Here is a 13663-nt window from a genome sequence, read left to right on the forward strand (position 1 = left end):
GCCAAAGAAAGCCCCATAAGGCGGTTACCTTGGGGCTTTATGTTGAATCAAAGAACAAAGAACCTGTAATTTAAGCTTGTTGGTGTTTGTACCTTAAATACGCACCCACTAAAGCCATATAAAAGTGAAATTAGTTTACATTGATGTTTGTAGTCTCAGCGTTTTTAGCCGCTTCATTGTTAGCATCAATAATCTCACCTGTTTTACCTGCAGCCTCTTCTATAGCTTTAGTTTCCGCTTCTACTCGACGCTTATACTGATCCTCAGACCATTCTTCATCTTCAGCTTGGTTAGTCGCAGCTTCAGCATCTAGTTTAGCCTGCGCTGCATCAGCTTCAGCTTGCTCTGCCTTTTCTACAATTTGGACTGCAGTATCGTTGAATTGAGTCTCGTCAACGTTATTGTATTGGACACCTTGTGTCTCATCCAGCGCAACCTGAAGCTTGCCAGAGTCGTATAGTTTGACAAATACTGGAGAATTCACACCGATATTTCCCTTATCAATCTGTAAAACCTCTCCCGTCTTACCTGATTCTGGGATTTGAACCGTGTATCGAGTAACCTCGATCTCATCATCACCTGCATTCTTAGCAATTTTAGCAAGCAATCCCACAGCAGCAATAGCTGCACCAGCCTCGCCATTACCAGTTGCAGCAGTTAAGCCACCAATGACAATCAGGCCATTGCCCGTTTTCTTATTAGCATCTTCCATCTCAGAAGATGACATCTTAATACCTTCTTCCTTCATGAGAACGACACCACGTTTCATTTGAACAACTTTATCACTAACATCTACTTCATTTGTAGAGTGCTTTTCAGTCATTTTTTCTTGTGTTGACTGGCAACCAGTTAAAACAATTGTAGGCAATAGAATTACCAGCAATATTAAGTTTTTCATATTTACATCCAAATTAGTAAATAGCTTCCATGCATCAAGTCCTATTAAATTAATTTACAAAACTGACTTACATTAATTACATATATAACGTTGAAACATTAACTAGGAATACACCCAATTATCGAAAACAAACACAAATGGTATAGTTAGGTTATACATAAGGTGTTAAAACTTGTAACCAACTGAGAATGTAAAAGATTCACCGTCCTGCATAGCTGAGACTTTTTGGCTAGATAAGCGCGCATCTAGAGTCATATTGAACCCCGTAATGTATCTCAGACCTGTTGCAGCATATACATCACTCGAATCAGATGACTCAGACATAGTGTCCGTTAGGACCTCACCAACGTATAAGGAGTAATCTGAATTGGTATTAGCACTGGAATAACCTAATGAAATGTAGGGCTTAATACTATTTCCTCCTTCAAATATAAATGCATAACCCGCTTCACCTTCTAAAGAGAATGACGTTGATTCATTTTTTCTTGTTGCCGTTACTGAATCACCGTTTGAACCCTCACCCTCTACACTCGAATATCCAACATTGAGAGCAAATATTCGGTTAAAGTCATAGCCATACTGTAAAGTAATGCCATCATCATCCGACGATATATCACCAATGTATTCATTTCCTGAAGGACCATATATATAAACATTATCGTACGAGTCCCCACTTACAGCACCAATTGCCACACGATGACCTGAGTAGTCATCATCAGCTATAACTGCACCAGATGTAAGACCTATGCTAAGGGCTATCAATGTTAACTTTTTCATAGTTGTTACCTTTCTAATTATAGGAATTGAAGCGATTTTCCTGCACTTCAATATCATTCGATTTAATTTCGTTCATTCGATGAGAGGAATATATGCCAACTGGATAATCAATAATGAGGTTCACTGAGCTCAGAAATGAGCGGGAAATAGGTAAATTTCAGATATTAAATAAGCATCACAATTGTAATGTTTCTCCTTTATGAATTGTTAGTTAATAGCGTCAATCTAATATGTGATCACCCCTTTTCTCCATCAATTAAATCCGATTATAAATAGGTAGGTATAGTATAAAATATAATAAAACCTCTTCCGTCATACATCTTCAGTTTTATATAAAGAGCTCTACCCTGCCTGACTTCTATAAAGAGAGACTATTGGCCCTATCCGATAGTCGATTAACAAAGGAAGGTGTCATCATTATTAAAGCGCAATCTTTTAGAACCCAAGAAATGAATAAAGAAGATGCGTTAAACCGCCTGAAAGATCTGATCCTCTCTGCCACAATCGTGCAAAAAACAAGAAGGCCTACTAAGCCGACAAGAAACTCCCAAAAAAGAAGAGTCGACGCTAAGAAACGTAAAAGCAATACTAAAGCGTTACGCGGAAAAGTTAATTAGACATCAAAAGGCCTACAGGCCCTGCTCCCCCTGTAATCTTCGATTCATTTCATACTATGAAAGGATTTTCACACCTTCATCACCTATATAAATAAATCCTCTACAATTCAAATAGATAACAAAATGAAAGCCCTTTCAAGAAACACACTGATAACGTGGTCTCAACAATAATACAACACAACGCAATGTCGTCTCAAAAATAAGACCGGAAGCAGTGTCACATTTAGAAATGCTTTACATCACACTTTAGTTTAGCCCCTTAATATAGACTCAGCCTTAATTAGCTAATGGAGAAAAGAGTCAATAGTGCTCTAAATCGGTTAATTGCTAGGAAGAATAATTAATAATAGGTATAGAGGCTTACATGAATACAGCAACTGGCACGGATGCCAAGTGTAATACAACAAGTAGCTACTTAAATTCTACAAAGGGCTTAATAGCTTTTGTTTTCATACTCTCAGCTATCGTCAACATTCTTTTTTTAGCCATTCCTATATTTTCAATGCAAGTGTTTGACCGGGTGCTTTCATCTGAGAGTAAAGAAACACTGGCTATGTTGGTTATCGTCGCTCTATTCCTTATCACGATACAAGCCAGTTTAGACTGGGTTCGTGGTCAACTGATGCTCCGATATGGGTATCGACTGGAGCAGCAAGCTTCTGAATTTGTTTTCAACTTATCCATCATGTCATCTCGCAATGGAAGTTCAATTAACACTCAACACCTTGGCGATCTTAAGCGAGTTAAACAGATCATCACCTCTCCAAGTATCTTTGCTCTTTTTGATGCACCATTTACACCTATTTTCATTTTCGTTATGTACCTCATGCATCCTCAACTCGGTTATTTCGCGATGATTGGTGCCGCTGTTCTTCTAGTTATTTCACTATTAAGTATGTTCATAACCAGAAACTTGCAAAATAATGCCAGTGCCAATGCCGTTACATTCAATACACTTACTAACGACTGGCTTAAGAACTCTGAAATGATTCAAGTGCTAGGAATGAATAAAAGCCTTGCACGTAAATGGCAATTGGAATCGGTAAACCCAACGGTTGACAAAGGCAATGCCGACAATATCTCAAGAGGTGTACACGTTTTTTCCAAATACGTCCGAATGCTACTGCAAATTGGTGTGTTATGTATTTCAGTATTATTAGTACTAGAGAATGAAGTTGGCGCGGGTGTTCTAATTGCTGCCTCCATGATAATGGCAAGAGTATTAGCACCTATTGAACAAGCCATCAGCAATTGGCTGAACTGGCATGACGGTTGGAAATCGCACTGTAGATTACAACAAGCCAAGATTAATCAACCACAAGAGTTAATCACATTACCAAAAATCAAAGGAAGCGTTCAATTTGATGATGTTTCTCTTGGTTATAATAAGGAACAGAAGCCTTTACTGTCAGCCCTCTCTTTCACACTTCCTGCCGGTGAGTCACTTTGCGTTGTTGGTGGAAGTGGCGTTGGAAAATCATCTATCGGTAAAGCAATTTTAGGTCTAATCAACCCGTTAAAGGGGGAGATAAGAATTGATGGAGCAACATCCAATCAGTGGCATCAACGCGACTTTGGCCGACAGATTGGGTATGTATCTCAAAATAGTCAGTTACTCTCAGGCACTATCGCACAAAATATCTGCCGATTTGAAGAAAAAGTAGATCCAAAAGATATTGTGGAAGCGTCAGTACTTGCCGGCATTCATGAAATGATTCTGTCACTACCCAACGGTTACCAAACATTAGTTGGTAGCCTTGGCGTACAGTTATCAGGTGGGCAGCAGCAACGAATCGCCCTAGCACGCGCACTTTATAGTAAACCTGCCCTTCTCATTTTAGATGAACCTGATTCTAATCTTGATCATGCAGGCCAAGCGGCACTTAATGATTTTCTAATCAAAGCCAAAAAATCAAATACGACTCTTATTACTATCTCCCATCGAATGTCGATATTACAACACTCCACACTTTGCATGGTGGTTGGTGATGGCGGTATTCAACAGTTTGGCAATACACAAGAGATTCTAAATTTGTCTAGTGAGAGAAACAGTACTCGAGGGGAGATCGCATAATGAAAATTAAGCATACTCACAACACAAGTTCATTTAACTTGTCACTCTCGCCCTACTTTATTGCGGGATGGATGATTTTACTATTTGGCTGTTTTGGTGTTGGGTTATGGGCCTATTCAGCTCAACTTAGTTCTGCGTCTTTAGCACCGGGAAAACTGGTGACGGAACTAAAAAATCAAGAAGTGAAACATCAAAAAGGAGGCGTCGTTGAACGCCTACTGGCTAAAGAGGGACAACGAGTAGAAAAAGGAGACTTACTGCTTTTACTCTCAGATCCTGAACTTCATAGTCAGTTGTCCCAACTAAACCAAAAGTTATTCATTGTTCAATCACGCCAGTCTCGTGTGGAGGCCGAACTGTCCGGGAAACAGATCAAATGGACTTCAAGTTTACACCCTCTAACTCCAATTCAAACTCAAATTCGAGACGACCAAGTTACACTGCTGGAACAAAATAGACGACTCCACAAAGAGCGACTCTCTTCGCTTCAACAAAGAATTGCTCAAACCCAGAGTGATAAAGAGAGTTACCAAGCGTGGCACATAAGTGATGAGCAGTCTCTCGTTTTGCTTGATGAAGAGTTAGAAGCCAACGCCGCCTTATTAAAAAAAGGATACGTATCTAAAGTTGCGTTTCTTGAGCTAAAACGCGAGTACACAAGTCTTGGTGCAAAGATTGCGGAACATAAAACGCGCATAGTGCGCAGTAGCAGCAAAATCTCTGAACTTGAATCTGAAAAAGATGCATTAGAAATCACTTTCAAACGTACCGCGCAAGAACAGAAACAAGAACTCATGGCTCAAGCTCAGGCTGTAAACGAGCAGCTTGAAGCGTCCAGTACTTTAAACAATCGAATAGAAGTTCGCGCCCCTGTATCGGGTGATGTCATCAATCTGTCTATCCATACGCAAGGCGGCGTTATCGCCCCTGCAAGTACCATTTTGGAGATTGTCCCTAAAGACAGTCGCGTGATTGCGAGCGTAAATATTCAACCCAAAGATATTGAATCGGTGTATGAGGGGTTGTCTGCCAATATCAGACTCACTTCATACAGTTTTCGACAAGTCCCAGCGGTTTCAGGTGAGCTTATACACCTCTCTGCGGACAGCATCGTTGATGAGCGGCTAGGTGGTCATTTCTATCAAGGAAAGATAGCACTCGATGCAAGTGAGCTTCTCGATCTTGGCTTAGATCTTAAACCGGGAATGCCGGTAGAAGCACAAATTGTACTAGAGGAACGTACTGTTCTCGATTATCTACTCTCTCCGCTTATACAAAGCATGGAGAAAGGGATGAGAGAGATTTAGAACATGAAGGGATTGAATTGAGCAATGAAGCTCTGCCGTATCAATGACACAGTTGAAACTAGGAAAAAATGGAAGGCTGAACATGGACACTCAACAATACAACACTATCACTCTTGACCACAGAAACAATTTTAAAACAGGTGGCACAAGTGATGACCATATTCTGGGTAAGAAAGGAAACGACACCGTCAATGGTGGTGCAGGAAACGATATTCTTGAAGGTAACGCCGGAGACGACAACGTCAATGGTGGAAACGGAGATGATATTATATTTGGTGGCGTCGGTAACGACAGCTTATCCGGAGGCAAAGGCGCTGATACGTTTGCAATGCGAGTTTGGCGTGGGGGAGATAATGAGATTAAGGACTTTAAACTTGGTGAAGATGCATTAGAGTTGGTCTTTAACCGAAAGCACTTTGTTTTGGACCATGACCTCGTTGAAACCAAACTTTCAACCCGATTTGAAGGAGATAAACTGACTGAAAAAGTGACTGCTCGTGAAAATAAGATTGAAGATAAGTTAGATGGCCAAGTCTCAAAAGCAGTCAACAAGGCCGGGAGTGATTATTCTGATGTCACAGATGCTGATAGTTTCGTTCAACGCGCTGTTGAAAATGTATCTATCTCCACTAGTGGAGAAGAAAAAGAAGATCTAGTCCTAACCTTTTTAGGCGGAGATAAACTAGGTACAAGTATTACCCTTAATGGCCTAGCAAATGATCCTAGCATTTCCCAACTACTTACTTCAATGGGTGGCAGTCCTGACGTTATCGCTATCATGGCCAAGCTTACTAGGCCCGATACCATTATTGGTAGCAGTAACGACGATCTGTCACTAATAGGCACCGATTCAGACGACAATATCGATGCCCTTGCTGGTGATGACACGATTACCGGTGGTCAAGGTAATGATCGCATTGAGGGCGGAGAAGGCACCGACACTGCCGTATTCTCTGGTTCAGTGTTGGACTATCATTTCCAAAACCGTCTAACAGTAACCGACACTGTTTCAGGTCGTGACGGTAAAGATCAATTAACCAGCATAGAAAAAGCAACCTTCGACGGTACCACTTATACGCTTAAAGTTGGCCACAATGGTTACGATAAGTTAATTGCCGAAGACGGTATTGATACCCTTCTAATCGGAGCTCATGGTCATGATGATTTAATTGGTGGTACAGGAAACGATGTACTACTTGGTGACAATGGCGTTGGGTTCACCTACAAGGGCGGTGATGACACCCTAGATGGTGGCGCTGGCGACGACATATTAGTCGGTGGCGCTGGTAACGACACAATAAATGGTGGTGAAGGCGTTGATACAATAGTCTTCAATGGTTCAGTTCTCGATTACAGCTTCCAAACCTATGGTTTTATCAAGGTTGTCGATTCAATAACGAACCGAGATGGCACAGACCATATCTCTAACTTCGAAAACCTCACTTTTGAAGAAGGTACCTATACTTGGATGCGCGGCCACAATGGTACCGATACTATGACAGCCCAAGATGGTGTCGATACATTAATGGTAGGAATGACTGGGAACGACACACTCACTGGTGGTAATGGCAACGACGTACTGCTCGGCGACAATGGTAGTAATTTTACTTATCAAGGAGGAAACGACTACCTTGATGGCGGCACCGGTAACGATATCTTGCATGGTGGTGCTGGTGACGACTTCATTAGGGCGGATGGTTACGCGCCCGCTCACTTAGCTATTCACGCTGAAAGTGACATCATCGACGGTGGCGAAGGTATTGATACCCTAAAATACAATGAAACCTACAAAAATGCAGACTCACTCAAAGTAACCGCGGTCGACAGTGATACCTTCAATGTCAATTCAATGCTTGATGGCCACTTAACATCAACAGACACCGTATCAAACGTTGAGATTCTACAGACAACTCGTGGAGACGACATTATTGATTTTAGTGCTTTAGGACATGGTATGACGGTTCAAACACTAAAAGGGAACGATACGGTTACCGGTTCAGACCATGCTGATGTTATTAATGTAAGTATCGGTGATGACACTATCTATGGTAGTAAAGGTAATGACACAATAAATGGTGGCCAAGGTAATGATTCCATTTACTACGAGGCAGGAGTCGTTACCAATGTAAGTATATTGAGCGAAGTTTATCATCAATTTGAAGTAACTAAATCAGATGGTAGTGTTGATGTTCTAACCGGCATTGAGCATATTTTCATTGACGATAAATTTGCTTATGAACTTGATCCTAACGACAATTCTATTGAGTACATAGCTTAGAGCTATGTCCTTTATAGGAACTATATAATAGATAAGATCAATATTACGCCTTCAATAGTTGAGGGCGTTTTATTTCCATTAAAGCTCCATGGCTACCTCTAAACGCTGAGCGCACTCACCTAAATCCCAAATTGATAAATCAATAAATTAGAACTAAGTTTACAAGGTATAAGTGCATATTTAGCTAATAGGCAGCCTGATGAATATAAAACAAAAACTCTACTCTCTCGGCGGTGTAGCAATCCTCGGTGTTATCACTCTGCTGGGTATTACCACCCACTTTGCTACGACCACCCTTGAACTAAGTAACGCGAGCATGTTGGTTTCTCAGTTGGAAACCCGGTTACTCCACTTACGTCGGAATGAAAAAGACTTCCTACTTCGAAAAGATATGAAATATATGGGCAAGTTTGACGGAAACATGAAGGTCTTTCTCGAAAAAGAAGCCCTGCTTTCCGACATTCTCGTTTCTCACTCTTTTGCCTCCACTGACCAGCTTCGCGTCGATATATTGAAATACCAAAAAGGCTTTCAAAACTTAGTTCAAGCGTTTGGCCAGTATGGTTTAAAAGAAACAGAACAACTTCTTGGCCGTTACAATGACAGTTTAGAGAAGTTGGAACATAACCTCGGTAGCGATGATTTAGTTAAGATTTTTGAATTTGATAAAAAGCTTCGTCATGGAGAGTGGGATGAATCGCTACTTAGCACGATTAATGACTCTAATTTCCTTACCAATGCTAAAGCACTATTAGCTCAAGAACTAGTCATTGGTATTGCTTACAACAAGGGTTTACTCGGTGAAACGCGAGGGCTTTCTCATACCGTTGAAGAACAGTTCAAACAGTTTTCTTCGACTCTGGAAACAGAAGTAGCCGAACTCCAAGACCAACTATTTTTTGTTAAACAGAGCGTTACATTCGCCGTTGTACTTTTCATTGCTGGCTTTATTTATCAAATTGCTCGATCTATTAATCTACAGGTATCTCAACTTCTTGTCGTTATTCAAGAGATCTCACGTTCTAACAATGTCTCTATGCGTGCAAATATGACGGGCAATAACGAATTAGTGTCTATAGGAACCTACTTTAATCGTCTGCTTGATAAGTTCGAAGCCCTTATATCTGGAACCCAAAGCAAAGCAGGTCAACTCTCTCAAACAACCAATAACATGCACAATGAGCTACAGAATGTAATTACCCAGTTCCACACACAAGCCGACCACACAACAACAATGGCTACCGCGGTTCAAGAAATGGTGGCAACGATAAACGAAATTTCAGAAAGTACAGCTGTTGCCGTTGAAGGTGTACAGCAAGCCTCCGTCAACGCGAAACATGGGCGTGAAGTTGTAAGCTCAACCGTCGATAACATTGGATCTCTATCCAACATACTTGGTGAAAGCCAAACTTCAATATCCTCTCTTAATGAACACGTTGAAAAAATCGGCGGGGCTGTTCATATCATTCAAGGCATTGCAGAGCAGACTAACTTGCTCGCGCTCAATGCAGCCATTGAGGCCGCCCGTGCAGGGGAACAAGGGCGAGGCTTTGCTGTCGTTGCTGATGAGGTTCGAGCATTAGCTAGCCGTACACACCAATCAACCGAAGAGATAACCAAAGTGGTTGATGCGATTCAAAAACAGATGTCGACCGTTGTTGTCAATATTGATCAATGTAATGAGCAAGGGGAACAAACCCTAACAGCGTCTCAAACGCTCGACGAGAGTCTAAGCCAGATACTCACGGATATGGATAACATTCAATCTAATTCTGAACGCATTGCATCCGCTATTGAAGAGCAAGGAATTGTAATGAATCAAGTGAGTGAATCCATTACTGAGTTAAACACTATTTCAGACAGCAATATGCAGTCGGCAAAACAGTGTTTATCAGAAGTTGATGTGGTCTCTAGCCAAGCGCAAGATATGGACATGGCTGTGGCAGAATTTAGAACTGAGAAAAAAGCGTAGGATTAATTATCGCTGAATAAATACGAACAAGCGGAGCCTCTCTATTGGCTCCGTTTTTATTTGATTATTAAAGCACATGGTCGAATATTTAATCTATCGACAATAAAAAGTGAGAGCCCAATTTGAAGTGGTTTGTTTGGCTATTTACCTTAACGCCTATAGTAATGTGGGCCATTTTTTATCACTCTCAACCACGCTGGTGGTTGGAAAATATTTTCTCTTACCCTGCATTGTTTGTTTTCTATTACTTTGTTCTATCGATAGTTGGCATGATTTGGGGCGATAAGTTGAGCGTTGTTAGTTGTGTCGGTCTAATCATTTGGTTTTATACCTTAACACCACAACATTCTAGCCAAACACCCTATTGTGCCGATGACAGCAAAATTAATGTCGTTCAATTTAACCTGTTTTATAGCAATCCCGATGTGAATGCCTTTATTAATGAAATAATACGTAATCCTGCCGATCTCGTCGTGTTGCAGGAAGTCTCTCCTGAGCAAGGTGAGCGCTTTTACATGCTCGATGACATTTATCCGTATCGATACGGTGGTCAAGAAGGTGTGGGCTACCCTTCTAGTCAGTTGATATTAAGCCGACAACGTTTAAGTGGTTTCTCAATATTCCATACACCTGATAGCCAAAATATCATTAGTGGCGAATGGCAAGTAACACCAGAGCAATCTATTCACCTTATTACCGCTCACCCACCATCGCCTCGAAATAAAGCGCTATGGTATCGTCGAGACGCATTAATCAAAACGATTGAATCCATTGTTGATCAATACCCTTACCCAGAGACACTAATTGTTGGCGACTTTAACCTCTCGTCACAAAGCCATTTATTCACGACAATATTTCAAGAGTTTGAAACGTTACCGCTCGCTTCCTGGCCTAATTGGAATCCCTACTTTGCCACGCCCGCATTTTCTATGATCGCAATCGATCACGCATGGTTGAAGTCCGATACCAAGCGTTGGGCAATATGCGCTAGAAAAACAATGCCCTCACTAAATGGCTCTGATCACTTAATGATACGCACCACCATTGGAGTACAAAAAAGCCAACCACATTAGTATGCAGTTGGCCTCAAATCATCAACGTATTATTTTAGATGAGCCTAAAACGATATGGTTTTACTCTTCTCTTTACAAAAAGAGATCGCTTCATCTAATAGCTCAAGCGCCGACTTATCAGTTTCTGGAAGGCAAGCATCACTGGTCGAGACTGGCGTTACTCGCTCTCCCCACTTAACATGAGCTGCTCCCCACGTTAGTCCTGCACCAAATGCAGCGAGCAACAAGTTGTTATCAGGTTTAACTTTGCCTTGTTCTACCGCTTCGCATAGCGCGATAGGAACAGTAGCAGCAGATGTGTTGCCATAACGGTTGATATTGATGAACGCTTTATCTTGAGATATCCCAGCAATATCACACAATGTCTGGATAATTCGAATGTTTGCCTGATGAGGAATAACCACGTCAATATCATCGGTTGATAAATTAGATTGAGTCAGCACTTGATTAGAAGCTGCGCCCATACCTTTTACTGCTCGTTTAAATATGTCTTTACCAATAAAGTTGAAGTCCCAGTAGCCATTGTCTGCGGCAAAACGATCCATAGAAGTCCCAAACTTAGGCACTGCTAAAATGTCTCTTCCTTTCGCATCACAGCCAATACTTGCTTGTTGTAAACCCACTTGTTTGTCTGTTTTTGAAAGTACGACTGCACCTGCACCATCACCGAACAGAACAGCGGTGTCTCGCTTAGTCCAGTCGATGAAAAACGAAAGCCTTTCTGCACCAATGACGAGTGCGTGCTGATAATTACCGGCTTGAATAAGGCGAGTCGCAGTTTCTAATCCATAAACAAAACCGGTACACGCAGCGTTAAGGTCAAAGGCAGCAGCGGCTTTAATTCCAAGGTTTTGAGAAATTTTTGAAGCGGTATTAGGCAATAGTGAATCTGGGGAGCACGTCGCGACAATAACGACGTCAATATCGTTGGCTTCTAGCCCTGCACAAGCAAGCGCATGTTTTGCTGCTACCGTGGCCATATCAGACGTATTCACATGGCTAATACGACGCTCTTCTATTCCTGTACGAGTACGAATCCACTCGTCTGAAGTTTCCATAAACGTACTAAGATCGTCATTAGAAAGCGCAGATGGTGGAAGGCATTTTCCCCACCCAGTTATCTCAGCATAAGAGTTGTTCATTCATTAACCTTTTTCATTTGTTGTGTCGTATACAGTTTCACTACTTGTTACCGACTTATTTTTTATTCAATTGACGATGGTGACGATTGGAGCTGTTTGGTGCTGGTTTTCCTGGTACCGCTCTTTTTTCATGAATCAAGTGTCTAATTGCAAGTATTGGATGAGGCAATAGCATTCTTGGCCCGGAATACCGCATAACCACTCGCATCTGCTCTTTTTGTTCTGGCTTATAGCAATGAATGGGGCAATTATTGCAGGTTGGTTTGTGTTGGCCATATGGGCAGCGATCAAGCTTTGTTTCAGCATAGTCTAATAACGACTGACATTCATGGCACAAACCAGAGCCGGCATGATGGTCGCGACAATATATAGCCATCATAGAACTAACCGTCTTAAACTCAGTGAGTAGTGAACCTTTTAAGAGATCACTGTACTTAGTTGCCATGATTGCACTCTAATAAGCTGATACAAACTTGCTGTCTCATGGGAAAAACTCTATTATCCTCTGCCAAATAACACCATATGGCATTATCTATGAATCGCAAAAAGAAAATTAATCAAATATTGAAGAAGAAACAAAAACAGCACAATGCCAAGCTACATTCGAGCAATAAGCCTCGTTATATCTCTAAAGCAGAAAGAGCTAAGATGGAAGCTGAGGAAGCGAATAAAGAAGCTGAAACCTCAACTGAAACTCAAAACGAACTAGAGCAATAAATCTTCATCAATCGGAATGAACTTAGTCGCTGATTCAATCAAATCTTGAGATGTTAAGCCCGGCACACCGTAGACTTCAACAGGCTTATTAAAGCGAGATTTGATTCTATCGACTAGGATTGAGAAATCCCCATCACCAGAGACTAAAATTATCTTATCTACTGTTGGTGCAAGCTCAATAGCATCGAGCGCAATACCAACATCCCAATCCCCTTTTGCACTACCATCCTTGCGCTGAATAAAAGGCTTTAAACAGACGGTAAAACCGATACCACGCAGTATGTGGTGGAACTGACGTTGTTTTGGATCCGTGCTTGAAATCGCATAAGCGTTTGCGTGAGCCACATTGAAGCCTTGTGTCGCCACATACCAAAATTGGTTGTAATCAAAATTACGGCGATACTTGTCGCGCGTGGTGTAATACACATTCTGTACATCTACAAATACTGCGATATCTTTCATGAACGATCCGTTTAACAAATTGGAAGCAGCGTTCATTCTATACCCTTGTTACAACGAAATAAAACCATTAGTTTAGCGATAATCCGATGAGCGAATACAGCACGTTAGTTTGAAGATCTTTATGTTCACGTACAGAACAAAAAATACTACTCAAGTACTATTTTTACTCACTATATTAACGCTAACATTCCGTTCTATAGAATCGCATAGTAGTCTAGAGAGCAGCCGATTGGCACTTGGATAGTATGCAGTATAGACAAACAGAATTGGGGCAGTCATTACCAGTAAAGTAACGAAATCGGAACATAAATAAGCTCTCAGCAGACATGGACACGTTATGACAAAA

The 13663-nt window shown here is 41.3% G+C and carries 12 protein-coding genes; 7 read left to right on the forward strand and 5 right to left on the reverse strand.

Going from position 1 to position 13663, the window contains the following annotated elements:
- Positions 1-130 precede the first annotated feature (130 nt).
- Complete coding sequence (locus tag L4C54_RS05860) at positions 131-898, reverse strand: hypothetical protein (RefSeq protein ID WP_428807445.1); 768 nt, start codon at positions 896-898, stop codon at positions 131-133.
- Positions 899-1063: 165 nt separating this feature from the next.
- Positions 1064-1675 (reverse strand): outer membrane beta-barrel protein, encoded by a 612-nt coding sequence (locus L4C54_RS05865; protein WP_428807446.1) that lies wholly within the window; start codon positions 1673-1675, stop codon positions 1064-1066.
- A 272-nt stretch (positions 1676-1947) separates the two neighbouring features.
- Here L4C54_RS05865 and arfB point away from each other — a divergent pair, with 272 nt between their 5' ends.
- From arfB to L4C54_RS05895, 6 genes are all read left to right on the forward strand, one after another.
- Entirely contained in the window at positions 1948-2292 is a 345-nt protein-coding gene (gene arfB / locus L4C54_RS05870; protein ID WP_428807937.1) for an alternative ribosome rescue aminoacyl-tRNA hydrolase ArfB, read from the forward strand.
- Between the two features lie 364 nt (positions 2293-2656).
- The gene (locus L4C54_RS05875) at positions 2657-4366 is read left to right on the forward strand and encodes a type I secretion system permease/ATPase (protein WP_428807447.1); all 1710 of its coding nucleotides are present in this window, start codon (positions 2657-2659) and stop codon (positions 4364-4366) included.
- Positions 4366-5673 carry an HlyD family type I secretion periplasmic adaptor subunit gene (locus tag L4C54_RS05880; RefSeq protein WP_428807448.1) on the forward strand — a complete coding sequence of 436 codons (1308 nt, stop codon included), beginning with the start codon at positions 4366-4368 and terminating at the stop codon, positions 5671-5673. The genes L4C54_RS05875 and L4C54_RS05880 overlap by 1 nt, the downstream gene beginning before the upstream one ends.
- A gap of 82 nt (positions 5674-5755) precedes the next feature.
- Positions 5756-7951, forward strand: coding sequence for a hypothetical protein (locus L4C54_RS05885; RefSeq protein ID WP_428807449.1), 2196 nt, complete (start codon positions 5756-5758; stop codon positions 7949-7951).
- Positions 7952-8150: 199 nt separating this feature from the next.
- Positions 8151-9923 carry a methyl-accepting chemotaxis protein gene (locus L4C54_RS05890; RefSeq protein WP_428807450.1) on the forward strand — a complete coding sequence of 591 codons (1773 nt, stop codon included), beginning with the start codon at positions 8151-8153 and terminating at the stop codon, positions 9921-9923.
- A gap of 122 nt (positions 9924-10045) precedes the next feature.
- Positions 10046-10996 carry an endonuclease/exonuclease/phosphatase family protein gene (locus L4C54_RS05895; RefSeq protein ID WP_428800109.1) on the forward strand — a complete coding sequence of 317 codons (951 nt, stop codon included), beginning with the start codon at positions 10046-10048 and terminating at the stop codon, positions 10994-10996.
- A 44-nt stretch (positions 10997-11040) separates the two neighbouring features.
- Here L4C54_RS05895 and L4C54_RS05900 read toward each other — a convergent pair whose 3' ends face one another.
- Together L4C54_RS05900 and L4C54_RS05905 are read right to left on the reverse strand one after the other, a co-directional pair.
- Positions 11041-12138, reverse strand: coding sequence for a ketoacyl-ACP synthase III (locus L4C54_RS05900; RefSeq protein WP_428800108.1), 1098 nt, complete (start codon positions 12136-12138; stop codon positions 11041-11043).
- A 55-nt stretch (positions 12139-12193) separates the two neighbouring features.
- The gene (locus L4C54_RS05905) at positions 12194-12583 is read right to left on the reverse strand and encodes a nitrous oxide-stimulated promoter family protein (protein ID WP_428807451.1); all 390 of its coding nucleotides are present in this window, start codon (positions 12581-12583) and stop codon (positions 12194-12196) included.
- A gap of 89 nt (positions 12584-12672) precedes the next feature.
- On the opposite strand from L4C54_RS05905, the gene L4C54_RS05910 reads away from it, so the two are divergent.
- Positions 12673-12855, forward strand: a complete 183-nt coding sequence (locus L4C54_RS05910) for a DUF2986 domain-containing protein (protein ID WP_428800106.1) — start codon at positions 12673-12675, stop codon at positions 12853-12855.
- Here the strand turns inward: L4C54_RS05910 and L4C54_RS05915 are convergent.
- The gene (locus tag L4C54_RS05915; RefSeq protein ID WP_428800105.1) at positions 12844-13317 is read right to left on the reverse strand and encodes a LabA-like NYN domain-containing protein; all 474 of its coding nucleotides are present in this window, start codon (positions 13315-13317) and stop codon (positions 12844-12846) included. The two genes, L4C54_RS05910 and L4C54_RS05915, sit on opposite strands and share 12 nt — an antisense overlap.
- Positions 13318-13663: the final 346 nt, after the last annotated feature.

This window comes from Vibrio lamellibrachiae (assembly GCF_050337265.1).
Classification (GTDB): Bacteria; Pseudomonadota; Gammaproteobacteria; order Enterobacterales; family Vibrionaceae; genus Vibrio; species Vibrio kyushuensis.